22 protein-coding genes and 1 tRNA gene are annotated in these 25,982 nt (G+C 58.2%); 9 read left to right on the top strand and 14 right to left on the bottom strand.

The features are described from left to right. Window positions 1-151 precede the first annotated feature (151 nt). Together istA and istB are read left to right on the top strand one after the other, a co-directional pair. Window positions 152-1,675: an IS21 family transposase gene (gene istA / locus J2R76_RS28365; protein ID WP_253624464.1), complete on the top strand. Its 1,524-nt coding sequence runs from the start codon at window positions 152-154 to the stop codon at window positions 1,673-1,675. Between the two features lie 11 nt (window positions 1,676-1,686). Further along, window positions 1,687-2,427 carry an IS21-like element helper ATPase IstB gene (istB, locus tag J2R76_RS28360; protein ID WP_253624463.1) on the top strand — a complete coding sequence of 247 codons (741 nt, stop codon included), beginning with the start codon at window positions 1,687-1,689 and terminating at the stop codon, window positions 2,425-2,427. A gap of 963 nt (window positions 2,428-3,390) precedes the next feature. Here the strand turns inward: istB and J2R76_RS28355 are convergent. From J2R76_RS28355 to J2R76_RS28345, 3 genes are all read right to left on the bottom strand, one after another. Beyond that, window positions 3,391-5,460 (bottom strand): VapE domain-containing protein, encoded by a 2,070-nt coding sequence (locus J2R76_RS28355; protein WP_253625263.1) that lies wholly within the window; start codon window positions 5,458-5,460, stop codon window positions 3,391-3,393. 274 nt (window positions 5,461-5,734) lie between these two features. Then, the gene (locus J2R76_RS28350) at window positions 5,735-5,992 is read right to left on the bottom strand and encodes a hypothetical protein (RefSeq protein WP_253625262.1); all 258 of its coding nucleotides are present in this window, start codon (window positions 5,990-5,992) and stop codon (window positions 5,735-5,737) included. A 99-nt stretch (window positions 5,993-6,091) separates the two neighbouring features. Beyond that, the gene (locus J2R76_RS28345) at window positions 6,092-6,502 is read right to left on the bottom strand and encodes a hypothetical protein (protein ID WP_253625261.1); all 411 of its coding nucleotides are present in this window, start codon (window positions 6,500-6,502) and stop codon (window positions 6,092-6,094) included. Between the two features lie 501 nt (window positions 6,503-7,003). Here J2R76_RS28345 and J2R76_RS28340 point away from each other — a divergent pair. Together J2R76_RS28340 and J2R76_RS28335 are read left to right on the top strand one after the other, a co-directional pair. Next, complete coding sequence (locus J2R76_RS28340) at window positions 7,004-7,555, top strand: hypothetical protein (protein ID WP_253625260.1); 552 nt, start codon at window positions 7,004-7,006, stop codon at window positions 7,553-7,555. Next, window positions 7,537-8,244, top strand: coding sequence for a site-specific integrase (locus J2R76_RS28335; RefSeq protein ID WP_253625259.1), 708 nt, complete (start codon window positions 7,537-7,539; stop codon window positions 8,242-8,244). Before J2R76_RS28340 ends, J2R76_RS28335 begins: the two co-directional genes overlap by 19 nt. A gap of 474 nt (window positions 8,245-8,718) precedes the next feature. On the opposite strand, the gene J2R76_RS28330 is transcribed toward J2R76_RS28335, so the two are convergent. Then, window positions 8,719-9,063, bottom strand: coding sequence for a Rap1a/Tai family immunity protein (locus J2R76_RS28330; RefSeq protein WP_253625258.1), 345 nt, complete (start codon window positions 9,061-9,063; stop codon window positions 8,719-8,721). Window positions 9,064-9,116: 53 nt separating this feature from the next. Here J2R76_RS28330 and J2R76_RS28325 point away from each other — a divergent pair, with 53 nt between their 5' ends. From J2R76_RS28325 to J2R76_RS41125, 4 genes are all read left to right on the top strand, one after another. Then, entirely contained in the window at window positions 9,117-9,488 is a 372-nt protein-coding gene (locus J2R76_RS28325) for a helix-turn-helix transcriptional regulator (RefSeq protein ID WP_309143555.1), read from the top strand. A 153-nt stretch (window positions 9,489-9,641) separates the two neighbouring features. Beyond that, on the top strand, window positions 9,642-10,100 hold the full coding sequence (locus J2R76_RS28320) for a hypothetical protein (RefSeq protein ID WP_253625257.1): 459 nt from the start codon (window positions 9,642-9,644) through the stop codon (window positions 10,098-10,100). A 225-nt stretch (window positions 10,101-10,325) separates the two neighbouring features. Then, complete coding sequence (locus tag J2R76_RS28315; protein WP_253625256.1) at window positions 10,326-10,763, top strand: hypothetical protein; 438 nt, start codon at window positions 10,326-10,328, stop codon at window positions 10,761-10,763. A 401-nt stretch (window positions 10,764-11,164) separates the two neighbouring features. Then, on the top strand, window positions 11,165-11,581 hold the full coding sequence (locus tag J2R76_RS41125) for a DUF1937 family protein (RefSeq protein ID WP_375166540.1): 417 nt from the start codon (window positions 11,165-11,167) through the stop codon (window positions 11,579-11,581). Here the strand turns inward: J2R76_RS41125 and J2R76_RS28310 are convergent. The 7 genes from J2R76_RS28310 to J2R76_RS28280 form a co-directional block, all read right to left on the bottom strand. Next, a complete protein-coding gene (locus J2R76_RS28310) occupies window positions 11,517-12,290 on the bottom strand; it encodes a hypothetical protein (protein ID WP_253625255.1) in 774 nt (257 codons plus the stop codon). The genes J2R76_RS41125 and J2R76_RS28310 overlap by 65 nt on opposite strands. 499 nt (window positions 12,291-12,789) lie before the next feature. Beyond that, the gene (locus J2R76_RS28305) at window positions 12,790-15,312 is read right to left on the bottom strand and encodes a sigma factor-like helix-turn-helix DNA-binding protein (protein WP_253625254.1); all 2,523 of its coding nucleotides are present in this window, start codon (window positions 15,310-15,312) and stop codon (window positions 12,790-12,792) included. A gap of 19 nt (window positions 15,313-15,331) precedes the next feature. Beyond that, window positions 15,332-15,697, bottom strand: a complete 366-nt coding sequence (locus J2R76_RS28300; protein ID WP_253625253.1) for a hypothetical protein — start codon at window positions 15,695-15,697, stop codon at window positions 15,332-15,334. Then, window positions 15,694-17,679 (bottom strand): AAA family ATPase, encoded by a 1,986-nt coding sequence (locus J2R76_RS28295; RefSeq protein WP_253625252.1) that lies wholly within the window; start codon window positions 17,677-17,679, stop codon window positions 15,694-15,696. Before J2R76_RS28295 ends, J2R76_RS28300 begins: the two co-directional genes overlap by 4 nt. Window positions 17,680-17,688: 9 nt before the next feature. Further along, window positions 17,689-17,883 (bottom strand): hypothetical protein, encoded by a 195-nt coding sequence (locus J2R76_RS28290; protein ID WP_253625251.1) that lies wholly within the window; start codon window positions 17,881-17,883, stop codon window positions 17,689-17,691. Beyond that, complete coding sequence (locus J2R76_RS28285) at window positions 17,876-19,969, bottom strand: DEAD/DEAH box helicase family protein (protein WP_253625250.1); 2,094 nt, start codon at window positions 19,967-19,969, stop codon at window positions 17,876-17,878. Before J2R76_RS28285 ends, J2R76_RS28290 begins: the two co-directional genes overlap by 8 nt. 34 nt (window positions 19,970-20,003) lie before the next feature. Continuing rightward, a complete protein-coding gene (locus tag J2R76_RS28280; RefSeq protein ID WP_253625249.1) occupies window positions 20,004-21,038 on the bottom strand; it encodes a site-specific DNA-methyltransferase in 1,035 nt (344 codons plus the stop codon). Between the two features lie 439 nt (window positions 21,039-21,477). Here J2R76_RS28280 and J2R76_RS28275 point away from each other — a divergent pair, with 439 nt between their 5' ends. After that, window positions 21,478-22,662: an IS481 family transposase gene (locus J2R76_RS28275; RefSeq protein ID WP_253625248.1), complete on the top strand. Its 1,185-nt coding sequence runs from the start codon at window positions 21,478-21,480 to the stop codon at window positions 22,660-22,662. 44 nt (window positions 22,663-22,706) lie between these two features. Here J2R76_RS28275 and J2R76_RS28270 read toward each other — a convergent pair. From J2R76_RS28270 to J2R76_RS28260, 3 genes are all read right to left on the bottom strand, one after another. Beyond that, window positions 22,707-22,782: transfer RNA gene (locus J2R76_RS28270), tRNA-Thr, on the bottom strand. Window positions 22,783-22,891: 109 nt separating this feature from the next. Continuing rightward, entirely contained in the window at window positions 22,892-24,673 is a 1,782-nt protein-coding gene (locus tag J2R76_RS28265) for a heme biosynthesis protein HemY (RefSeq protein ID WP_253625247.1), read from the bottom strand. A gap of 20 nt (window positions 24,674-24,693) precedes the next feature. Further along, window positions 24,694-25,965 (bottom strand): COG4223 family protein, encoded by a 1,272-nt coding sequence (locus J2R76_RS28260; RefSeq protein WP_253625246.1) that lies wholly within the window; start codon window positions 25,963-25,965, stop codon window positions 24,694-24,696. Window positions 25,966-25,982 lie beyond the last annotated feature (17 nt).

The raw sequence follows: 25,982 nt of genomic DNA, 5'->3' as shown, positions 1-25,982 counted from the left end.
CCGAGATGATCGCGCGCAGCATTCCGAGCATTCTCCGCGCAGCATTCCGATTTGATCGCGCGCAGTTTCGGATGGTGTGAAGCCCGATCGTTGGGCCAATTCTCCGGCTGGAAGCAGCTGGGAGGATTGGATGCCAACGAGGAGGGTTATCATGCGCCAGGTGCGCGAGATTGTGAGGCTGAGCCTTGAGGCTGGGCTCTCGACGCGCGTGGTTGGCGAGCGCGTCGGCATCGGACCGACGACGGTACGTGACACGCTGAAGCGGTTTGCGCGCGCGGGTCTGGCATGGCCGGTCCCGGAAGCGACAAGCGACGCCGAGCTGGAGCAACTGCTGTACGGGGTGCCTGGCGTGAAGCCTGGTCGCCGCAAGGTGGCCGAGCCTGACTGGTCCGTTGTTGCCCGCGAGCTCAAGCGCAAGCATGTGACTCTGCAGGTGCTGTGGGACGAGTACATTGCGGAGCATCCGGACGGGTACCGGTACAGCCGCTTCTGTGACTTGTTCCGCAATTGGGAAGGCCGGCTGCCGCAGGTGATGCGCCAGCACCACGGCGGCGGCGAGAAATTGTTTGTCGACTATGCCGGCGACACGGTGCCGGTGGTTGACCGTAAGACTGGCGAGGTGCGTGACGCGCACATCTTCGTGGCGGTCATGGGCGCATCCAGCTTGTCGTTCGCGCTGGCGACCTGGACCGAGCAGCTCGGCGACTGGATCGCGGGACATAACGCGGCCTACAGCTTTTTTGGCGGCGCGACGCAACTGCTGGTGCCCGACAACGCCAAGGTCGCGGTGATCAAGGCCTGCCTCTATGACCCTATGGTCAACCGCAGCTACAGCGATATGGCGCAGCATTACGGCACGGCGATTTTGCCGGCACGGCCGCGTCGCCCGAGAGATAAGGCGAAGGTTGAGGCCTGCGTCGGAATCATCGAGCGCTGGCTGCTGGGGCGGCTGCGCAACCGAACTTTTTACAGCCTGGCCGAACTCAACGGTGCGATCGCCGAGTGGCTGGCCAAGCTCAATGACGGACGGGTGCTGCGCCAGTATGGCCGCACACGGCGCCAGCTGTTCGAGGAAATTGACGCGCCGAATCTTAAACCGCTTCCCGGCGAGCCGTGGGTCCATGCCGAATGGCGCCGATGTCGGGTCGGGCTCGACTATCACGTCGAGGTCGAACGACACTACTACTCGGTGCCCTATCGCTTCGCCCGTCGCGAGGTAGAAGCGCGGATCTGTGCGCGAACGATTGAAATCTTCCTGGGGGGCGAGCGTATTGCCGCGCATATGCGCGGCAGCGGCAACGGGCGGCACACGACGATCAGCGCCCACATGCCCTCCAGCCACCGGCGCTATGGCGAGTGGACGCCGGCAAAGATCCGCAGCGAGGCAAGCCGGATCGGCCCGATGCTGCGCCTGCTGATCGACCGGATCATCGAGGATCGGCCGCATCCCGAACAGGGCTATCGTTCGTGCCTGGGGATCATCCGGCTTGAGAAGCGCTTTGGCGCCGAGCGCCTCGAGGCGGCCGCGCTGCGCGCAATTGAGATCCAGGCTCGCAACTACCCGAGCGTCAAATCGATCCTCGAGAAGGGGCTCGATCGCGTTGCAACGCCCACGTCCCCCGAGCGCGAGCCGATCCTACACACCAACATCAGAGGCTCGGACTATTACCACTAATAGGGAAGAAAATGCTGACACACCCCACGCTCCACTTGCTTACCCAGCTCGGCCTTACCGGCATGGCCGAGGCCTTTAAGAGCCTTGCCGACAACGAGGAGGTCCATGGCCTCGCTCACGCCGAATGGTTGGCGCTGCTGCTGGACCATGAAGCGACCTGGCGTAACAACCGGCGCCTGGCGCTTCGCCTTCGTAAGGCAAAGCTGCGTCATCATGCCGTGCCCGAGGATATCGACTACCGCGCCCCCCGTAGGCTCGACCGCCGCTTGTTCGACATGCTGCTCAAGGGAGACTGGATCAAGAACCACGAGAATTGCGCCATTGTCGGGCCGACAGGCATCGGGAAAAGTTGGCTTGGCTGTGCACTTGGTCACAAGGCCTGCCGGGACAACCACTCGGTACTTTACACCCGGCTGCCGCGGTTGTTCGAAGAACTGGACCTTGCCCGGGGCGACGGCCGACTCAGCTCGCGGATGAAGAGCATCGCCGCCGTCGAGCTCCTGATTTTGGACGATTGGGGCCTCCAGGCCATCGACGCCAACGCGCGGCATCATCTGCTCGAAATCCTCGAAGATCGCTACGGCCGTCGGTCGACGCTCGTCACCAGCCAGCTTCCAATTGCCAAATGGCATGAGCTCATAAACGACCCAACTTATGCTGATGCCATACTCGATCGCCTGCTTCACAACGCTCACAGGCTCGAACTGAACGGTGACTCCATGCGTCGCCCGCCCGTTCTTCCTCGGCCTTGATTACGCGGTCTGCCAATGAAGACCGGGACTGCAGCCCGCGAAGCTGACCGGCCGCTACGGCACTGTTGGGGGCGCGCGTCCGGTCAGCTTCGCTCCATCGAGCGACACCATCAAACATGCGACGCGATCTCTTCGGCAGCCGCTTGACCACGGGCTAACGATAGTGCCAATTGCCTTTAACGATCGGGTACTTCACCTGCGCGCGATCAGATCGGAACGCTGCGCGGCATCAGATTGGAATACCTGCGCGCGATCATCGGAATCCGCATCCACGCGCGCGCGGATGATTTCCGAAGTCACCGTAGTATCCCTAGCTTTGTGAAACGCATTCTAAGTTGTTCTGCCCGGAATTCCAGCTTAGCTGCCCGCGCACGACTATGCGGCCGGACCGAATTCGCTTAGCGCGTTCCGGAGGCACGCCGGTCCCGAGTTCGACATGCTCCACCACGGCGACCCCATCATTGGCTGGGGTGAAGCGAATATCGTCGCGACGCGGTCACGAGCCACGCCGAGTATCTCGGTAACAAGCGTGGTTACAACGCTCTGAAACCAGCGCCTCAATATGTTGCTCGAGCCGTGTTCCAGCATTGCCGAATTCACTACAGTTTCCCAGCGGTTCGCGCGCACGTGACGACGGCCCGAACATCGAGGACAGCCGGGACGGGAGGGACAGCGGGCAATCCAGTCACTCGGAGTAGCATGGAGCTTCCCGGTGACGTCCGGTGTAGCCCCCGGGGATCGGTCCCGTCCTAACCGTCCCATGTCCTAACCTACGACCCCACTTTGGGAAGAGGGATGCACACGTTACCCCTTCTCTCTATCCGCCAGTGTCTCATCATAGGTAGGACAATTAGGACGATGAGGCGGGGAGACCCGATCGAAGCCCCTTCGAAGGGATCGAAAACGTCCTGCCCCCTTGCCAACGAGAGGTTAGGACGCGATTAGGACGAGCGGGACGGCTGCTCAATAGGCGGCCCCATCGTCTTCGTACGAAACTGTGGCCGGAAAACCAATGTCTCCAGGATAGGCCGTGATGAGGCGGTCATCGTCACCGCGCCGATATGCGTACGCTCGTCCACCTCCGATCCTACGTCTCGTCTTGACCCATCCGAGTTCCTTCATCGCTGCGTGCAAATTTTCGTTGTGGTGTTGTCCACGCTGACCGGGTCGGATGCCGAGGATCGTCCATAATCCTTCCATCGTGATGATGCCCGTCATCGGCTTGCCGGGCTCAAACTTGAGCAAGCAGGTGACTTCGTCCTTTATTCCAACGGCCTTTTCCCTCAGCACTTCGTCCAAAGTCGAGGTGAACGGATTGTCGATCAGCCGCAGCTGCTGTTGTTCCGATGCCGCTGGCCACAATTCTTCGGGCAGTCGGATGCTAGAACCACTGGCCTCCCGGGTAGCAGCTTCGGCCCACAGTTGGTCGCGGTCACGCTTCAGAGCCTCAATATCAATCCTGCTGGTCGCCAGCGGCCAGAACCGACGGTTGCCAGTCAAGTCACGGAGATAGGCATCGTTGTTTGTGGTTCCGATGATGATGCACTGCCGCTTACTCTCGGTAGGGGTACGTGCATAGGCCATCCGTCCCCGGTCTGTGCTGCGCGACAGGAAGGCTTTGAGGCCCTCGACCTCGCCTTGACGCATGCCGTGCAGTTCAGCCGCTTCAACAATCCACTTGCCTGATAATGCCTCTATGCTGTCCCTACCGCCGAGGCCGAACACCTTCTGGTCGGAGAACCATTCCGGGTTGACCGCCAGCACTTGAATCGCCTGTGACTTGGCGTTTCCTTGCTCGCCTTCCAGCACCGGCAATTCGTCAAACTTGCAGCCTGGATCGCGCACACGCCGCACTGCGGCGATCAGCATAATGCCGCCAACGGCTCGGACGTAGGGCGTATCCTCGACACCTGCGTAACTGACCAGCCAGCGGTCGAGCCGCGGCTCGCCGTCCCAGCGTAAAGCGTCGAGATAGTCCCGCACCGGGTGAAACCGGTGATGATTGGCGAGCGTCTGAACAGCAGTATGCACGTTGTCGGTTGAAGGATCGAAGCCAAACCTTTCGTGAATTATTTCACGTAGCCGCAACAGTGCCGGGTCGTTGATAGCTTCGGTCATATAGCTGTCGAGGTTATGGCCGTTGATTGAGTGTTGCAGGTTGAACAGGTCGTATCGGCATTCGATGCCGAGCAATTCGATTGCCTTTTTGGTGTTGGGTAGCGTTGCACGGGGTCTGCCGGACTTGGTGATATCGGGAAAAATCTCGACATTGGAGCGTAGTTGGGTTGCCCATTTGCCGCTAGCGAGCTTGCTGCGCGCATCCTTGATCATGCCAGTTAGTTCGTCGCGGCTGTTACCTCGATAGTCTTGAGGCAACGCCGCGCTGGAGATTCGTTCGATCCAATCGTCGTCATTTGTGAAATGCACCAGCTGGCCGCAAAATCTCAGCATCGCGTCGTGAGTGCCCTCGCCGCTCATTATCGCGGCCAAGTGTTCACTAGCGAATACCCCCTTGATCAACATGGGATCGACCAGAGGCAAGCTCTCTAACTCAATCTCTAGCAGCGGCTCATCAGTCCACACGTACGGCCGGTGGGTTTCGGGATGTATCGTCGGCGGAATGACGCAAAGAGCGCCCTCACCGAGAAATTCACCGGCAATGCTACGGTCAGCCAATTGGAGTTTGAACGTCTTGGTCGGCTCCGCGGCACGCATAAATCGCGCGATACCCTTTTTGCCCAACCGACCGATCGAATTTGGTGTCAGCGCGCACGCCAGTGAAACGAATTCATCGCGGTCAGCGTCGAGGGCTACTAGGTAGGTACCGTCTAGCAACCTAGTCCCGAGCCGCAGCCCGAGGCCGTAACTAGGACCGGGCCGCGCCATCACGGTGGGTACGTTCGCTGACCAACCTTTGGCGGGGCATTTTTTTGTACCCGGCATAATCTCGCGCGGCTGCAAGCCGTGATCAAGGCATGGTTGCTTCAGTTGGTCAAAGATCGACGAGAGTCGCCGCAGTTTGACACCGGTCATGACCGCACCCGGTACACCCAGCGCGACTTTTTGTCGGAGCGGATGATTCTGTGGGTTGGCGTGGGAAGAAAGCGTAGCGCGAAGAATTGTGCCTCTTCGCATTCGAGATCAACGATCACCAGATCATTTCGCGTACGACGTATCCGAAGAATGACTTTGTTGGGGTCTCGATATACTTGCGTCCGAAAGCCGACCGTGTTGGGGTGAGAGCCATTCTTAGCATGCTCGTTTCCTCGGCCCGCCTCCTGTCCCGAGGCGGGCCGTTCTGTTTGGGTCATCGCGCCGCCACCTCGTCTGCATACGAAACGACGGAAAGATTGTCGTAGTGGGTGTCGAGTTCAGCGATCTCCCAGGCAATACGGCCTGCAGAAATCTGCTTCGGCGGGGGATACAGCCCAGCCGCTACATCGCGTCGAATTTGCGTGCGGCTCCTTTTCTCCCCGTAGCGAAAGCGAAGATCTGTGTACGCTATGAAGCGCGGCTTATTATGCTCAGGGGGTCGCGAACCCGTGCGAGTCATGGTGATCATCATTGGTGGCTCCCAGTGATTAAGGAAGCCTCACAAAAACACACTGAGAGTGCCGCGTGATCCCACCGCCGAGCGGTGGGATCACGAAGGCTTGGCGCTACGCTAACGCTTCAGCAGTGCTCGCAACGAAGTCTCATATTCGGTAGCCGCGCTGAGCCGTTTTTTTTGTTTTCCATAATGTGAACTGGGGCGTCCCTTGCCATCTACTAGATTCTGCAACGCATTCCTTTGGCTCTTCGAAAGGCCCCATTTGCTAGCGGCAAGGTCGACTCGCTGCATGCTCGTCGAGCCGCTCCCGCGGCTTTCTTGGTACGTGTGGAAGGCCATGTCCACCACGCCTGCTTTCGAGGCTTGCGCCTTATCTAGCCTTCGAAAGGTAAATAGGTGGGCGAGTTCTGGGAACATCCAGTCTGGCAACTCTTGGGTCAGCAATAGCTTCACCAGCGGCCGAAGATCGCCGGTTTCATCAGCTTCGTCCAACGCCGACGTCCATACCTGATCAAAGCTCGTCACTTTGCTATCTCGCCTTCATTCACAAACGCGCATCTCTGAGAAAAAGTATGTCTGACGGCTACCAACCGCAAACCCACATTGAGCCTCTTCTCACGCTGACTGCTGTAGCGCTCAAGCTCGGCGTTCCCGTCTTCAAGGTAAGGCGTGCAGCCAAAGCTCGGCTGTTCCCTACTTACACGCTTTTCAACAACAGAAAGCTTGTCCGCCTCTCCGAGGTTTTGAACGCGATAGAGCGCTCGCGCTCGGACTCCGACGCACCGGACCGAATATCCCTTCCATAAATCGAAATGGTAGGGCTGAGACTCGAACAATGATCCAGACCTGATGCGACCCCATCATCGCTCGTGATGGAGCCAATGCCGTCGGACACGGTCCGAAGGGGCGTTGGGAGTCCTCGGTTACATCGTCGGTTGCAGCGAGCCGCGTTCTGACAACTCCGGAATTATTGCGGCCGTCCTTCGTCGGAGTTTTTCTCGTCGTTTTTGGATGTGGGGCAGCTATATGAGTAGCTCGGTCAATCTCACGAAGCGCGAGAGAAAGCGGAAGCTCACGGACGGCACGGTCGTGATGCAGACCCGCTATGTCTTGAATTACCGTGAGCCGCGGACAAGCAAGCGGCGCCAGCTGTTCTTCGAGAAGCAGAAGGATGCACAGGCCCGCCGGAACCAGATCATCGCCGAGATCGAGACCGGGACATACGCCGGCGACCGCAATCGTGCCGTGACTGTTAAGGAAATCGTCGACCGATGGCTGGAGAGCCGCAAGGGCGAGATTAAGGACGGCACCCTGGACGGGTACCGGAGAGCCGCCGCGAACATTGTCGGCCCCCTGCTGATCGGAACGCCGCAAGAGCGGGTTCGATTTGCATTGACCGGGGAGAAGCCCGAAGGCGCCAAAACCGTCCGCTTACTCGGCGACTTCAGGGTGCAGGACCTGACGACCGGCGACATTCGGGCTTGGCACAAGCAAGTCGCCTCCGAGTCGGCTGGTATTCGGCCAACAGAGCGAAGATGTTTCTCGGGTGCGTTCTCGCGTTGGCCGCCGAGGACCTAAACATTCGCCCGCCCGCCATGCCCCGAAATCTCGGGCGTGGGAAGCCGAAGACCAAGAAGACCCTACTGACCACCGAGCAAGTGTCGAAGGTAGTCCAGAATGCCCTCCGTGACCGCGAGCGGGGTCTCTACGTCGCTTTCCCATTCCTCGCAGGCACGCGGCCCAGCGAACAACTCGGGCTTCTCTGGGAGGACGTGGACTTTGGAGAGAACGTCATTCGGATCCGCCGCATGCAGGAGCGCGACGGCACTATTACGAACCTGACCAAGACGACCGCGGGCGCCCGCGACGTACCCATGGGCGGGCTGCTGCGAGGCCTGCTCCTCGAATGGAGGGTCGCTTGCCCGCGTCGCGACGGCGAGCTGCATCGTGTGTTTCCCGGCCTGGGAAGTCCCCAGCAGTGGCCCCTGCCGCGCATTGGAGGTGGCGGTCCCCTGCTCTATTGGAATTTCCGGCGACGGTTCTGGGTGTCGACCCTGAAGAAGCTAGGACTGCCGATCGTAACGCCCCACAGCGCGCGCCACTCGTTCATTTCGACGCTGCAGGCACAGGGTATAGAGGTTGGTCTGGTCGCAAAGATCGCCGGACATGCGAACGCCAATGTCACGCTGGGGCACTACACACAAGCCGTCAGAGGCGGCGAAAGCGCCGCAGCCGCATTGGAGAGAGCTTTTGGCGCCAGCGGCTAGTTCACTTAATCGATCGGTGCTTAGCCGCGGCTCCGCGTTGAACCGGTAGACTGCATCGATTGGCGCATCCGTAGTGTGACCCGGACTATTGTGTCTGGCAGTTCGCGTACTGCCCGTTCGTGACGCAAGACGTTTGCAGGGGCTGGCGGACCGCGGGCACTGGCGCCGAATTCGGGGCCGGCCTATTGGAGAGGAGCGCGCCGGCAATTGCCGCTTCTCTAGCTCCACGTTGCGCGTCGATATTCTGCCGGCACTGAGCGTATTCGGGCGTTCCAAAGCGCAAGCCGTACGATCGACACTGGGCGTCGGCTGCACTCTGACTGTTCACTATCGCTTGGTAGCCAGCCGTCCCGGGCAGGCAATCCGGATGGGAAATCCCGAGAGAGCAATCCAATGGATGATTGGCGCAGCCCGATAGCACGACGGCCATAAGAGCCATGCCCAGGCAATCCAATCCCCTAAGGACAAGTCCGTTCATTTGCATGGGTAGGCCCGCCACATCGCTACAGTGAGAGCCGTCTTGGCAGACTCGGCGAGTACGTCAGGATTATCACGCAGGAATTTTTTGGCGATCAGGCTTGCTATTGCGCCATTGATGTTCGTCGGTATGCAGACCTTTCCTAGCGTGAGGTCGAGGGTCGAGGCCACCCCCGCCGAAATGCCGTCTGCAAAGCCTGCGGTGTATGCCATGCACATCACCAACTCCGGCCCCGAATCGCTGCCGCAGTATTTCGCCAGATCCTTGGCAGAGCGTTCGTCGCCAGCTTTAGCGGGGACCGCAGCCGCGAGGGCCAGTCCAAATATTGCGAATCTAATCATAGGCTTATCCCCATCTCCATTCGGAACAATAAGGCACCTTTATCAACTACACAATGTTCATGGACCGCGTACTTACCATGCAGAACATATTGTTCGCCATGGAAGTATTCGCGAAACGCTTGCGAGATCGAGCCCGGGAGTTGGGGCTTTCGGACGCCGAGGTAGCCCGGCGCGCCGGCTTGGCTGAGCGCCGATATGGACACTACACTCGTGGAGCGCGCCAACCGGACTTTCAAACGCTTCTGCGCATTTGCCAGGTCCTAGGTGTTACTCCAAACGATCTTCTTATTAAGGCCCAATCGCGACTTTCGCAGCAAGGCCGTTGGCAAGAACGCTTGCGGGCCGCAGGAGCTCAACTCGACGTGGACGACTTAAGAATGGCAGTCGCCCAGGTCGAAGTCATCGTGGACTATCGACGAAAATAGACCGGGAGGGTCGGCTTCGATCCTGGCGAGCTAATCGCCATTTTACGGCGTTGAGGCTCTACGCGCGCAAATTGCGTGGCGCGCTCCCCCGTGTTTCGATTCCTCCATTGGGCCACAGGCAGTGGCTCGTTCTTTCTTCGCCAAGATCGACCAGTGGACACCACGCGCTTCGTTTACAGAGGCTTTCTCTTCGGGCATTACGACAGCCGCGGCGGCACCATGTTTGTTGAAGCGGGCACCGAGGATCAGGCGCTCCGGCACTACGCGCTGACATTGGGGTGTGAGCCCTCGGAGCTGGGCGAGGAACTCTTACGAGAGCTACACGACGGAGACTTTCTGTGCGAAGCCATGATCGAAAGCGCCGATCTGATTGAGGTAGGCGCCGACTTGGACGGCGCGACGACGGGTAGTTTTGACCTCGAAACCGGGGAAGGCGTTACGGCCTGGATCGTTGGACGCAACGGAAACCCAGAATTTTGGCTCGACTGCTTGCCGACTGACGGAAGCCCGCTACGCATCTGGTACGGCACCAAGCCCGCTGAAATTAGCTTCGCTCCCCGATGGGACGACGACGCGTACGGGCTCCTCTTTTATAGTGCCGGCACCCGGTAAAGCGTCTCTCTTCCCGATAACTTCAGATCTCCCCGATTGTTTGAAGCCGAGCGTCGAACTCCGCGGCGGATGCAAATTGCAAACGTCTTCTGCAGACGCTCGTGAACTCGAGGCGTCGCTGCCAGCTCCATTAGTAGGAACGCGATCTAGGAGCGCCAACGTCCTTTGACAATTTCTCGAATCACATTGGAGGTCCTGCAACATTGCAATTCAGGAGGGTAAGTGATGCCGAAGAAAACGAAGCTTAGTAAGGCCTCTGAGCACAGGCTCACCGCAAACATCGTCTCAAGCAAGTTCAGTTACTTCATAGCCGACCATCGCCCAAGTGGCGTTTCATTTGTGGACGACGAGGCAATCATCGACCTGGAAACAACGATTGAAGAAATAGAACCGGCTAATCCGGATCACAATGGTGCGACATTGGAGTGTTCTTTGATTTGCGCCAAGCGATACAATATCGATCCTCCTAGCGTTGTCGGACATCCGAGCCTCTTTTCGGTGACCCTGAAAAAGAACCGCCGATCCGTTCTCGCGTATTTGCCTTCTGAGGCATTCTGGGCTCTGCAAGCTCGTCTTGATGCCGGAAAGGTTATCCAGCTAGAGCTGACTTACATTGCGCCGAGCCGCGGAGTGGGCGATTTGACCAGTATCCATGTTCGGTAAGCCTAACAAAGCCGGGAAGCTCCGATCCAGCAGGGCGTGTACATGATTGCCCGGAGGGAGTGTTGCATGTCGGGTCGACCTCACGTGGATTTCAGCGGCTCTTGCAGCGTCTGAGAAAGCACCTTCCACAGGGCGCCTCATTTGCGATGGTGCACCTGAAGTGAAACGGCGCTATCCTGCGTAGCAGCTTTCGGTGCATCCTCGTGACAAATCACCGCCTACGCGCTCTTTTGGACCACTACACGATCGGTCGTTTGTGCCCTGTGCATTTGGGCTACATACCAAGGGCAGTAAGACGTCGCTCACACCTGCTATCAGGGGGCGCATTTGAACGCTGCGGTGAATATACGTCTCGTAGCCTCGAAATTCTCTGACTTGGCCATCTAAGACTGGACGGTGCGATGGACGAACCAATATCAAGCCGCTCAAGATCCGAGCCGAACGAGCCAAAGTCCTACGATGTAGTGTATTTGGCTTGCCCTTATACCCATTCCGATCCAGCAGTCCGAAGGTATCGCTTCGAAAGCGCTACGAGAGCTGCAGCAGATCTGATCAAAAAGGGCAGAATCGTATTCAGTCCGATTACTATGACTCATCCCATAGACATTGTGCTGGCGGGCGAATCGAACACGCTAGGATCGGACTATTGGGTAGCCTTCGACGAAGCATTCATGGAAATGTGCTCAGAGATAGTCGTGCTAACACTAGATGGTTGGGAGCAAAGCCGCGGAATTCAACGGGAGATCGAATACTTCAAGGATCGCAGGAGGCCGATCCAATATATGGACCCACCCAGCTCCATATCGTTGAATCAGTGATGCCCCACCGCAAGTAAGCGGCATCTGCTATCAAGGTGACGACGACTAGGGCGCTCCTCCATATCATCGTAAAGCGAAGCGTTTTATCTCTCCTATAGAGATACAAGCCGATCAACACGAAGACAGTTGATCCAAAAATCCGGTCTATTAGACCGTGGATGTTGATTGCGTAGAGTGCCCAAAAATAGATTCCCCAAAACAGTGTAATTATTGGGCCTCGACTGACGTCGGAGCTATCTCTAAGACCACCGGAGTAGATCGAGGCTATCGATGGGTTTGCTGACTCTCGATAGTAATACTTGGGAGTCCACTCAATTACGGTGAGAAGATCCCAGATTGCGTACAGCACATAAATGAAAGCATGAATGAACAACCACCAGACAAGGAGCTTGGAAGTCATTAATAAGAACATATAGATAAAGACGAGCAGAATATCGATCGCGAAGCGCCAGAAACTCCCCAACGGACGCTCTGCTATCGAAAAAAGATATCCGTCCCAGCTCAAAACTGTAGCAGTCAGCGCAGCCGATAAGATACTTAATTGCTGCCACTCGGCCAAGCACGGCCAGCGACCATGTTCAACCCATTGCATTCGCGAGAGAGTCGTAGCCGCACCTACGCTGATGGCTACAGCGAAGAGCCTTCTAATGAGGTCGTCTCGTATTTTTGCTCGCACCTCTTCGGGTTTCGGTTTGGATGCGGTATTCACTGGTCCCCCGTGCCTGCAGGCGAATTCACTGGCCGATAATTAGCCGTATCATCAGAGAGTGATTCGGAATGAATTCGCAATCTAATGTTGCAAAGCGCCGCCTACGATTGATCTGAAATTCGCTGATCCGCGCACGTACTGAGATCAGGGAGACCAACGGAAAGATGGTTGTTTTCGAAATTCAGTCGTCCTTGCTCACGACGTGATCGCAATAACTGCACAGCCAAGCCTGCTACGCATTTGGTACGGCGCCAGGCCCACTGAAATTAGCTTCGCTGCCCGATGGGATGACTACGCGTTCGGTCTTCTTTTTTATAGCGTCGGTACCCAGCAAAGCATCTCTCTTTTCGCGATAACTTCGGATCTCTCCAATCGTTTGGAGCCGAGCGTAGGACTTCGCGGCAAATGCAAATTGCAAACGTCTTCTGCAGATGCTTCTGAGGTCGAGGTGCCACCGCCGGTCCATTAGCCACTCGTCACCGTAATTGCGATGGCCGATCTACATTGATTTAACAAACAGCAATGGTGCATCCTCCCGCTGTTCGACCGCCTCGTCGTCGGTCGGATCTGGGACATTCAGCCTCCATTGCGAAGTTCCAGGTTTGACTTCAGCGTCCAGCGCCTGCAGACAATTGATCAGCGCTCGGCGTTCGCATGGACGGTTCATGCGCTTCTCGACTTGCTGAAGAATTTCCTCAAACTCCATTGGTGCGTTTGAAGGTGCCAAAACCGCTCGCAGCGCCTCACTCACACTCTCCCGACGAGGCCCTTCCCATTCGGCGAGATAGAGATACTGGCCTGAGTTCACCTTCAAGCGATCATCAAATATTGCCAGGCTAAACAGACCTTGAGCCGACATCCCAGTCGCAGATGTTAAATTAGATCGCTCCAACTCGGAAACATGAACGCCGGACCCGCGATTTCGAAGTATCCCTACAAGCCCTTCCCATAGCCGAGGCTGATGTTCGCGCTTGATAGAAATATCTCGATCATTGAGACCCCATAACCCGACTCCAATTCTCAATAGCGGATCATGTGACGCGATTTGAAAGTGTTCGTTCACCCCACGCAATGCAATCAATCGCTGTCGTATCTCGTCGGTTCGTAGAGGTCTGCCGGCCTGCTGGAGCAAGGACACGATCGCTTGGCGAATATCTATTCTCGCCTCCAGATCAGCGTCGCCGCCGCTCCAAATCATTCTTCCGAGACGCTTCAGGTTGCCTGACTTTTGAAGCGCTATATCAACGATATATTTGTTTAATTGAATTGGGAATGAGCCGTCCGCTTGGCGCTCAACGATCGAGCTGAGGATTTCCGATGCATGCCATTGCCTGCCGACTGCACCAAGCGTGATTACCTCTTCGGCTTCTTCGCTAACCTTTTGTAGTAATTCAGGTCCCGGTAGGTGGCGTTCTACGCCGTAGGTGCCTCGTCCAAGGAGATATCCGACGGCCGCCGCCGCATTGTGCGCGCGACGAATGTCGACTGGCCGCCCAGATCGGTCCGCTGCAAGGGCGGATATGGTCGAGAAGTGTAGAGGCTCGTCGGATTCATTGAGAACTGCTTCGACTATTTGCTCGACTCCACGACCAAAGGAAGTGAGGACGCTCCCATTTCCATCTGCTGAGAAATGACAAAGACCAGCAACTTTGTCCCAGAGCAGCTCTCTAAACTCCCGGCTTTTCTCGGATAAGAGATTGTCGACTAAGGCGCGGCAATTCTCCTCAGTCCAGGCCTTGCCGACGCCGGATTCAAGGAGCCGTCGCGCTTCAGTCATCGCCGCATCCCAGCGCGATTGATTCATTTGAGCGAAGTATTCCACCCCATCCACGGACACCACGCCAATGCCATCGCTGCAGAAATTGTCCAACATGTAGTGCAGGACGTCAGAAAACTCGCCGATCCCTTCGAACCAAAGATCAGCGGCCTCTATTCCCTTTACAGGCAGCGGATAGGTTCGATCGCGCAGTTGGGCCTGGAGCTTATCTTCTAGAACATCTCCCCAGATTGAACCCCGCACTAGCTTCTGTAGAGCTTTTGATTCTATCTGCCGAACTCTCTCCCGCGTGATGCTATAGTCGTCCGCAATTTGTTGTAGCGTCTCCGATACGCCAAGAAGGCCCATCCGCCGTTGTAAAATGTCTCGATCGCGATCTGAAAAGACAAGTAACGCCCTGCGAACTCCAGAGAGCAAGCTTAGCTGTTCTATTTCCTCATTTTTCTTGCGAGTTTCGGTATCCGCGGGCCCCTCCCGTAAGGCCGACTCGAGGCTCTCGCATAAATCGCGAACGGATGTTCGGCCAAAATTCGCTAGTCCGAGAAGTCTTTGTGTCGACCAGTTTGCTAGGTCTGACACCGCCATGATCCCATTGTTCGCGAAAACATTGGCTACTCGGACGGTAAGATTCATGGTCTCAACAGCACGAACCGCAAGCCAAGGAGGCGCAGCTGCTGCAAGTGCGCACGGATCGTTCAAGTCCTGCGCCAGCGCTCGAACGCGATATATCCCGAGTTGTCGTCGAAGATCCGGCGGGAAAGAAGCTTCGTAAGTCAAATAATCAGCATCGCAATAGGTATCAGCCGCGACAAGCGTCTGAAGATGCTCGGGCGCACTTTCGACGAATCGAAGAACCCAACCCTCAAAAGGACGTTCACTTGGTCGATCGGTCGGAGGAGCCGAAGCGGAACCGTCCTCGATTGTATATCCCCAGCCACGAAGGCCAACGTAGAGTGGCAGATCGGAGACCGTTTGGACAGCGTAGCGAGAGGTCTGAAAGGCCGGCGGAAGGGCGTACTTCGCTGCAGCGGTAACTAACATATGCCCGATGTGTAGTTTAGCCACTTCATCAAAGTCGCGAACAGGCGGTCTATCATAGCCTATGTGCAAGACGCCAACAGTCTCCTCGCGCCGCTCTTTGCTATTCCACGTGCTGAGTAGATCCTCTAGATCGCGATGAACAGTGACAGTCCAGTTGCCCGAAGGGGCTCGGGCCAACAGGAAGGCTCGAAGACTCGTAGCCATCGTTCATCCTGTTCCCAAACTAACTACCGGCACGCAGCATTTGGTCGAAATCGATATCGCCCAATTCAGCTTGGCGAAATAACTCAGTGACCCCCCAATCGGCCAGACGCTCCACGATCCGATATGGAGTAGCGGCCTCAATTTGATCGGGTAGCAAGGCTTCTACCGCTTGCTTCAGCGTCTGATCTGGATCGAGAGAACCAACATTGAGAAACGTTGTCCTCTTATTTATTTCAGGTGGGATTACGCCCTGGGCGAGCGCGAGGCCAACGGCAAATCTGTAGCCATCCATTTTCTCGGCGAAGTATCCCAACTCCTTCAGCCGATCGAGCTTATCATTTCCGGCCTCTGATAGCCCGATATTGATCAAGTCTGGCGTGGTCATATTGTCGTTCTCTCGATCAAGGACTGGGTCGGCGTCACTTCAGCGATACGGTACACGGCACCAATCCGCGGCCGAATTGATGCCAAATCCGTTTCGGGGCGGATTTCTCCGCTGTGTACCAATAGGACAAACTGGCTTGTAACAGACGGCAGATAACCGAGTATGTTGTCCCGATGATTCAGATCCAACCTACCAAACGGGGTATCCATTACGACGGGCCCAACGCCGCGTCCGGTTCGATTAAGTCCATCAATCAAGGAAAGCGCCACTACCTGTTCCGCACCAGCGCTTCGAAGAGGAACTTTGCGACCTCCTCCATCCAAGATGCTGAGCCCATAATTTGAATTGATCTCCAGGCCCCTGTATTCCCTCTGCGTAGTCATCTTCTTGAACGCTTCGTTAGCAAGAGTGCCTACCCGCTCTCTCAATCGGTCTCGGAGATCTTCAACGCTCGCTGCAAAGACGCGCTCTAAGTCACTCGCGAGGGACACCTTTAGTGTGCTTCTCTTTGATCGCGCCGGGGCTAGGCTTTCGATCGCTTTCTGAGCAATCGCAAGCTCCTCTTTGATCTTCTCTATATCTCGGCGCACATCGTTAATGGATTGCGTTAGCCGGCCCTCCTCCTTCAGGGCTTCAGTCTGAAGCACTCTCTTTCTAGCTAGATCAGCAGTGTCCTGCCCAGCAATTTCATCTTTAAGTCGCTCAATTTCATTTTCTGTTTTCTGTAGGTCGACCTCGGTTGCCTTGGCATCCTTGTCGATCTGACGCAATCGATCCCGGGCATTCACGCCCCTGATCCGTCCGAGCGAAGCGAGCTGTCCCGAAACGGCCTGAAGCTCGTCGTTGTTATCGCGAATTTGAGATGCCTCTGCTTGAAGCCTTCCTAGGGATGATCCCAATTCCGTTCGACGATCTGGGTTCAATTCCTGTCCGCACGTAGGACATTCACTTGAATCTAGCAGTCGAACTAGGTCATCAATTCTAGACTGAAGCCTCCCCTGCTCCTTAAGCCCTTGCGTGAGTAGAATCTGCTGTCGCTGCAGCTGCTCACGCTTTGTCTCCAGCCGCGCGTCCACGAGGTCGCGCCACGCCTGACCTAGCAGCGCTTGCCTTTCCAGCCGCTTCTGCTCTCGCCTAGTCTCGAGGCTGTCCTTCTGACCGGTGAGAGCGTCCAATTTGCCCTTCGCGGCCAATACCGAAGCGGCAGCCTCAAGCTCATCGTCGAGTTTATTTCTTTCTGCACGTACGTTTGCGAGTCGGGCCTGCAAATCTTGAATATCGCGCTCGTGGGCGTCCTGCTTCGCAGTAAGCTCTTGTTGTCGTTGTGCTTGCTTTTCTAAACCTTGTATGTGTGCGAGCTCACTTGTCTGCCTCTTTGTGGCGCTCTTCAGAATCGCGCCGAGTTCTGCCCTGCCGTAAATCAGCGCAGGAACGCCAAGCACTTGCTCGATCGCATCTTTTATCTGACGGCCTTGCTCGCTCCCCTCGATGAGCAGGCTTTCATACTCACCCAACAGTTCACCATCGAACAAAAAGAACCGCGAGATTTGCTCCGGGGCAATTTGGTCTATTTCTACGTTAACCTGATCTCCGCTGAGCTGCATTCCGTCTCTGCTTAGATAAACAGACATCTGGAAATCTTCAGGCCGGGTGGGATTTGCGACGTGCGGCCGGCGCACGGCAGATCGCCGCAGATCATACTGCCGCCCGTTTGACTCAAAACGAACGAACACCTCAATGCGCCAATCGTCTTCTAGTGCAGCGTCCTTATTGACCAATTCGTGGAGCATAATCGGACGCGAATGCCTGCCAATCGCTCGTCCGTAGAAACCCCAACGGATTGCATTGAGCAAACTCGTCTTGCCCCGCATATTATCCCCGAAGACGATCATCACATTCTGAAAATCGTCCGTAGGAAATTCGAGTTCAACTACACCCCTGTAAGGCATGAAGTTATGGCACGTGAGCTTCTGAAGCTTCATAGGGATTCCTTAGCCTAAAAGCTTCGATACTTGCTCATCGATGAGGCGCTCCATAGCGCTCAACGAAAGTGAACGATCGTCACTGAATTGGTATTTACTTTGGATCGCATAGCACTGTCGGAGCAGCGTGTCGTCAAGCTCCGGTGCAACATCTTGCCTCGCAGCAAGTAATGTCTGCCAGGCCAAGTCGTCATTGCTACTCATCCTCTTCAACTCCACCGATTGAAAATTCGTCAGGATCTATACCCATACCAATTGCGATCGCTCTTAGCTCGGCATCGGCGCCACGGTTGATGGCGTGTTTCGCAAATTCCACCGAGCGCAGAAGTTCGCTCCTGAGCAGGCTCAATTGCCCGACGTCTTCTTCTGCGCTGACGGGAACGACGATGGCATCGTGAATTGTTGCCATCTGCTTTCCCGCGGACTTCCTCAGCACTCGTCCACGGCGCTGAATGAATTGTCTTGGATTTTGAGACGACGCCAAAATCAGCGCGTGAGAAACTGCCGGAATATCGACGCCTTCATCGAGACATTTTATAGAAACTAGGATGCCTCCGAACGATCGAAACCAGGACATAGTGGCATCCCGGTCGCCAACCATGTTCGAATGATATTCGACCGCCTCAAGGCCCTCTTGCTTTATCCTGGAGAGCACTTCCGAGAGCTGATCGGTATCTTCACAGTAAACCAACCAGCTTTGACCGGCCTCGAAGTTAGCTTTTAGAACCTCCGCAGCCAGCTTGACCTTTACTGCCGCCTTCTTGGCAATCCGAGACCGTCGGATGAGAAGCATCTTCACTCGTTCGCTGAGAGGTTTTTTTCCCGTCTCGTCGGCCTTATTCTTGAAGAACTCCAGCTGGATCGCTTTAGTCAGTTGCTTCCAGTCATCAGCTTCGGTTGCGGTGAGCTGAACAGGATGAGGATAATATTCGTAAGGAACCAAGCGCCCGGCTGAAACGGCGTCCATCAACGATATCTTTGGTGGCACGACCTCACCAAAGTAGCTGAAAATATTCGCTGTTCCTTCAGGATCTCCATAACGTACGGGAGTTGCACTCAAGCCAAGTCGAGCCCAAGCCGAGATAGTCATAATAGCTGAATTTTGAGGGCTTCCTATTTGATGAACTTCGTCAGCGACAATCAGAAGGTTCTCGCCCTTTGACATGTTGCTTAGAAAATCGGGCAGGGAAGCAGTCTGCATTGTACTGAGTACAATTCGTCCTCCCAGGGAAGAGTCGGGGTCGGTCATGCTTCGCAAGCGGTTCGGGGAGCGCCACCCCTCATTCCCCGATCCAGCAAGTAGCAAGGCGGCATTTGGCAATTCTTGTCGTAGTTCTTGAGCCCACTGATCAAGCAACAGGCGGCTTGGAACAACGATCAGGGTGGGCAGCCCTTCCGCTACTTGTTGGCCAATAGCTAGGATAGCGGTGAATGTCTTTCCGCTTCCGGTCGCATGCTCAAAAATGCCGCGTCGGCCACGGCGCTTCCATTCTTCAATAGCATCGACTTGATGAGGCAATCCAACTCTTCGCGCCTCCGCCGAAGGCAGTTGCTCCGTACCCAACTCGTGTAGCCCTCCAAGTGCGCATCTCTTGAGATGATCGATGGCCCTACTAGGAAACGGAAACACTTCAACATCAGGATCCTCCTCCGACCAGAGACTGTCGAAGTGCGCTTCGTGACGTTTCACACGCTCCCTCTCAAGTCCATCCCGCCAATCGCAGAAGACCTCAATCGACTCGAAATTCCCGTTTCGATCCCAAGCGCTCCAGGTTTCATTTGCAGATCCCTTAAAGCTCACTCGGTTGCCCCATCCATCGGAAAAGATGCCAATTTTCTCGTGGTACAAACCTTTTCGATCGGCTCGAACGGCAACCTTGATGTCCATTGCTCCAGTGGAAACTAGCGTCGCAAGCACTCGTGTAGACTGCTGAGTTTGTTCGGCGGCCAATAGGCTATCGATCTGCTCTACTAACCGGTCGACGATTTTGTCGTTTCTTGCTGCGTAGCCGAGGACGATGGAGTCAATGTCGTCGGGAGTCAGTTCTGGGGAGCAGATAAGCCGGGTTCGGCCACCCCTCCTCGCGAACTCAATGATACTGGGGCCGATTACGACGAATACGGAAGAACGAAAATAACCTACTGCTCTTTTATACTGGTTAGAGTTTAGCAAACACCGTCGATAGAACGATCGGACGGGATCATCTTTGAGTGACCGATATTCCGTCGCGAGTTTGAGAGACGACAGATTTCCTAAGAACGGAGCTTCGTTCTCACTTCCTCCTTTCATGCTGAACCGCGCGCGGTACGATGCACACGCCCCCTTACTTTTTCCGTTTCGTTAGGCCAGATCCTGACTTCTTTCGTCGCGCGCGAAGGATCTCGAAACGCCCGCGCGATCCCTCGATGTAGGCACTGTCTGCTTCAACACCGAGCCAGCGACGTCCAAGATCTTCTGAAACTGCTCCCGTAGTGTTCGATCCCGCGAAAGGATCAAATACAAGATCACCCTTGTCGGTAAGAAATTGAACGAAGAATCCGGCAAGCGACGACTGCATACGAGCAGGGTGCGCGATGAGCTGACGCTCGGCGCAATAATCTCGATAGTTTCTGTCCCATGAAGTCCCCGTGTATTTTAGGAGCGCTTCAGGACATTGAGCTGCCTCCAACTCGAGCACGCTCGCAGATATTGACCCTCCATGATTGGTCAAAAATCCAGCCTCTGAAATTACGTGGCCGGATGGGCGCGCACCAGAATTGTACCGCTTTGTTTTGAGGAGAGACCGCATGTCTTTGCCGTACGGATTCAGGACATTGCGATTATCGGCTTTAGGCATCTTCGACCGAGATAGCCACCAAACATGGGTGAATGAGTCCTTCAGCCGTATCCGCCGAACATTTACCCACTCGGCAGGGCTCGGAAGCCTTGCGGGGTTATGACAAATTACGTGTTGGCAGAGATTGAGTTTGGCTGCCTTCTTAAATGCTAACAACGCTTCAACCGGAAGCGTAGACATTGCTGGCGATCCCTGTTCCCAGGCATTGCCGATCTCAATGACGATTGAGCCATCGTGGGCTAACAGATCGGATAAGCGGCCTGCTAGACTCGCCAACCAAGATAGGTACGCTTCGCCCGTCTCGTTTCCATATTTCTTTTTTGTAACCAGAGGGAACGGCGGCGAGGTCAGGATTAGGTTTACCTTGCCCCTGATCCGCTTAAAGTGAGTACTTTCCAGAGCGTCTTCTATCCGTCCAAAGAGCATCTTGCCTTTGGTAGTCTGGTACGCCTCAAAAACCTTAGGAACAGAACGCACCTCTGAGCGGAGTGCTATGTCGTGCAAACCATCCCCCTTGTCCACCGAAGCTCATGTTGGTTGCAATCACCATTTTTCACAATCGTCTCGGTCGGTCCAGCGAAATAGCGCCTGAGCGATCAGTCTTTTGTCGAAGATCTAACGTTTTCAAAGGGCGGGCGCCCGCCATCGCTCGCGGACGGCGAACTCACTTCGTGCGTCGACACGGGCCGAGGCTCGACATTCAACACTCTTGATACAGTTTGACGATTCAAACCTAGTCGGCACCACCGACCGATGCCTCTTCCTACCGGTAACCGGCGCGTAACCACAGCGACCGACAGACAATTTTGGAACGACTGAATGGGTGCCGCAAAGGCGCAGGAGGCGGGACTGGCACCCAGAGGAAGCCCTTCCGGTCGGCTTGAGCGGCCCGAGACATAGGTGACATTTCGTACCGGACACATGGGTTACACTTTCCGCTTTTGTTCTGCGGGAGGTGTGGATGCCGTGGAAAGCGAGTTCGGTGATGGAAGAGCGCCTTCGCTTTGTCGCCCGTCTGCTGGACGGGGAGGCCATGACGGACGTCTGCCGGGAGTTCGGCGTGTCCCGCAAGACCGGCTACAAGATTTTCGATCGCTACAGGGAACAGGGCGCGGCGGCACTATGCGATCGGTCGCGGCGACCGGTGCGCTATGCCAATCAGCTCCCCGAGCCAATCGAGGGCCTGATTGTTCGTCTCAAAGCCGAGAAACCGCACTGGGGCGCGCGCAAGATCCGTGAGCTCTTGGTCCGGCGGCTCGACGGCGATATCCGGGTTCCGGCCAAGAGCACCATCCATGCGGTTCTCGATCGCCATGGCCTGGTCAAGCGCGCAGGCGTGCCGCGCCACCGCGCGCGCGGCACGCCTCTGTCCGCGGGGGCCGGACCCAATGATCTGTGGTGCGCCGACTTCAAGGGCGAGTTCAAGCTCGGCAATGGCCGTTATTGCTACCCGCTGACCGTCACCGACCATGCCTCGCGCTTCCTGCTGTTGTGCGAAGCGCTCGATTCCACCCGCGAGGAGCCGGCCATTGCGGCCTTCGAGCGGTTGTTCCGTGAGCGCGGCATGCCGCGCGCCATTCGCTCCGACAATGGCGTGCCGTTTGCCAGTCCCAACGCCTTGTTCAATCTCTCAAAGCTCTCGGTGTGGTGGCTGCGGCTTGGCATTGCCATCGAACGCATCAAGCCCGGCCATCCGCAGCAGAACGGCCGTCACGAGCGCATGCACCTCACGCTCAAGCAGGAGACCACTCGGCCGCCAGGCTCCAACGGCTTGCAACAGCAGGAACGCTTCGACGCCTTCGTCCGCGAGTTCAATGCTGAACGCCCGCACGAGGCCCTCGATATGAAGTGCCCCGCCGAGCGCTACACCGCCTCAACGCGCGGCTATGCCGGCCTGCCGGAACTGACTTATCCGTTCCACGATCGCGAGGTGCTCGTCACCGCCTGTGGACGGCTCTGCCTGCATCGCAAGCGCATCAACCTCTCCACCGTGCTGGCTGGACAAAAACTCGGCATCAAGGAGGTCGACGACGGCATTTGGCTCGTCAGCTTCATGCACTATGATTTGGGATACTTCGACCTGGAGCAGAAAACCCTGCAACCCCTCGACAACCCGTTCGGCACGAGGCTGTCACCCATGTCTTAGGTACGACCTGTTACCCATGTCTCCGGGCTGGACAAGCTAATTGGTGGTGCCGCAAGAGGGACTCGAACCCCCGACCCCGTCATTACGAATGACGTGCTCTACCAACTGAGCTATTGCGGCGAACCGTTCGGCAACGGCCGGATCACGCGGCCACCTGATATCGGGCATGACCCCGATTGGCAAGGACAACGCGGGTATCGAACCATACAGCCGTTAACCTAACCCCGAATTAGCTTCCCAAACGTGACAGAAATCCGCGCCAACCGCCCACCTGGGCCTTGGGTGGGCCGATTTGTTCCGCAAATTCGTCGACCGGGCCGTCCTCGTCGACCCCGGGATCGTCGGGGGCCCGGACGATCGGGATCACGGCCGGAATCGGCGCCGGCGCGGCCTTGGGCAGGTCGGCCCTCGACCGGAACAAGGGGGCCGGCGCCGGGGGCGCCGATTCGGCGGCTGGAGGGGGAGCCGGTTCCGGCGCGGCGGGTTCGGCCGGGGCCGGGGCGGGCCCGGCCTCGATGGCCGCCGGGAGCGGGGCGTTGTCCTGCGCCGTCGGCGCGGCCGGCTCCAAGGGCTTGACCTCGACTGGCTTGACCTCGACTGGCTTCACCTCGACCGGCTCAACCGGACTGACCACTTCAGGCTCGCTGGCGACTTCCTTTGGCGGCTCGACCCGGCGCGGCGCCAGCATCGCCTCCTCGAAGGGCGACGGCTCGATCGCATGGCCCTTGTCGGACGGCAGCGCCGCCACCGGGGTCCGCCACTGGAAGGCGTCGAGCCGGCCGGTGACCGGCGAGACCGGACGCCAGCGGTCCGACACATAACCGTCGGCGGTCCAGACCGGATCGTGCAGCGCGCGCACGGCGCGCAGGGTCCAGGCCCGCGCCCGGCCGCTGTCGCCATGCTCGGTGCGCTCGATCTCGGCCATCAACAGCGCGACGCGTTGCGTCGGCGCCGCGACAAACGGCTCCAGCGCCGCGCGCGCCCTGGCGAACTCGGCGGCGTCGATCGCGGCGCGCGCGATCGCCAGCGCGCCCTCGATATGGCCCGGCGTTTTCGCCGCCAGCGTCTCGACCCGCACCAGGCGCTGGCGCGCGGAATCGCCGAGCCGCACATGCGAATAGGCTTCGGCGAGATCGGGATGGGGCTGCGCCAGCCACGCGGTCTCGACGATGCGCATCGCGCGGCGCACCTGATGCGCCTCGCTCTCGAACTTCGCTGCGAGCACGGCGGCCGGGATCAGCGTCGGCGCCAGCTTGACCGCCTCCATCGCGCTCGAGCGCGACAGGTCGCGATCGACGGTCTCGAACTCCAGCGCGCGCGCCGTCAGCAGCACGCCGCGCTGCCGCCGATAGGTCGCCTTGTCGATCAATCCGGCGCTCTGGTTGTTGTCGATGATCGACAGCGCGCCGGCCCAATCGCCCTTGGCGCAGCAGAAGCCGAGCACCGCATGCGAGGCCCATGACGACGACGGCGACACTTTCAGCGCTTCCTCGGCGATCATCACGGCCGCAACCGGATCGTCGGCGCGCTGCGCCTCGATGAACAGACCGCGCAATCCAAGCAGCCGCGTGTCCTCGCGTTCGGCCATGGCACGGAAGGCGCGCTGCGCGCCGTCGCGGTCGCCGTCGAGCTGCGCCGATTGCGCGTGCAGCAGCAGTGCCAGCGGATCGCCTCCGGCGTGGCGCCGCGCCACTTCGGCATGCGCGCGCGCCGCCGAGGAATCGCCATGCCCGATCGCAAGCAGGCCTTGCGTGATGGCGTGGCGGCCGCGGGCGTGACGCCGCTCGCGCCGGCCACGGCGGATGTGCGAGGGGATCTTCCAGAGCCCGCGCAGGATCACGCCGGCGACCATCGCGACGACGACGACGAGGCCGAGCAGGTACATCGGCTGCTTGGACGTGAAGCGCAAGCCGCCCCAATTCAGCACGAGATCGCCGGGCTGATCGGCCATCCAGGCCGCACCCGCTGCAGCGAGCGCGATCAGCAGCAGGAACAGAATGATCCGGATCATCAAAGACCTATTGCAAAGACTTACTGGTTGACCGTGGCGAGCGCCGCCATGGCGTTGTCGGCAAATTTACGCGACGCGTCGAGCGCGGCGCGGCGCGCGTCCACCTTGGCGAGCCAGGCTTGCGCCGCCGTGCGATCCGCGGGCGGCAGCGACTTCAGTTCATGCTCGGTCAATGCGAGGTCATTATGCAGGGCGGCCGATGTCACGCGCGCGACGATGCTGCCGCGATCGGTCCCCGTGCCGTCGGTCCGCTCGATCTGGATCAGCGTGGAGGCACCGGCCTTCAGACGATCGACCAGCCCGGCACTGGCCGCCGCAGCCTCAGGCGGAGGCGGCGCAAGTTTCGGCACGATCTCGATCAGCTCGCGGCACAGCGCGTTCGGGCTCGGCACGCCTGACCTCGCAAACGTCTCGAGCGGCTTCAGCACCTCGGCATCGTCCGACAGCGCCTTCGCGGCCTCGAGCGCGGAGGCATAGGGATCGCCGTGACGCACCGCGACGTCGAGCAGCGATGCCGCGACGACGCGGCGCAGCGGCACATCGTCGGCCTTCGCCTCGGCCTTGGTGTCGGCGATCTTGCCGTCCTGCCTCGCGATCGCAGCACCCTGCGCCTTCACTGCGTTCTCGACCTTGTCGATACGCGCCGTGATGCCGGAGAGATCAGGCGCAGCCGCGCCATCGCGCGGCGCGGCTTTCGCGTCATTGACCGCCGCCGCAAGCTTGTCGGATTGCGCCCGCGTCGCGGCGAGCTCGGTGCGCAGCGCGGCGATCGATTTGTCGAGCGCCTCCAGCCGCGCCGTCGCCGCGGGATCGGCGGCCGCCGCGACCGGCCTGCCGGCCTTCGATTCCAGCGCGCTCAGGCGCGTGCCGAGCTGGTCGATGGCGGCATTGGGTAGCGGCGCCGGGACCGGCTGCACGACGGGCCAGCCGAGCAGCCAGCCGACCCCGATCACCAGCGCCGCCGCGACGGCGCCGGATATCGGAGCCACCACCCAGGGCGACACCGGCCGCGCCGGTTCGGCGTCCGACGCCGCGGAGGCGGTCTCGGGCTGCGGCTCCGCTTGCGCTGCGGCGTCGCCTTGGGGCTCGGCCTCAGGCGTCGCCGCGTCCGCGGACGCCTTGCCGGCATCCTGGTCGGCCTCCTTGGCGACTTCCTTGGCGGCTTCCTCGGTCCCCCCCGCCTTCGACGGTTCGCTGGAGATTTCGGTCGCCTGAAGATCGATGGTCGGCGGCGCGCGCTTGGGCCGGGAATCCGGCGAAGATCCTGGGTCGTCTGGCCTTTCTTCAGCCATCGCGGGGGTCCTCAAAA

The sequence above is a fragment of the Bradyrhizobium sp. USDA 4532 genome, assembly GCF_024171315.1.
In the GTDB taxonomy this organism is placed as follows: domain Bacteria; phylum Pseudomonadota; class Alphaproteobacteria; order Rhizobiales; family Xanthobacteraceae; genus Bradyrhizobium; species Bradyrhizobium australafricanum.
Note: the sequence above shows the minus strand (reverse complement) of the source record. Positions and strands in the feature narration are given on the sequence as shown.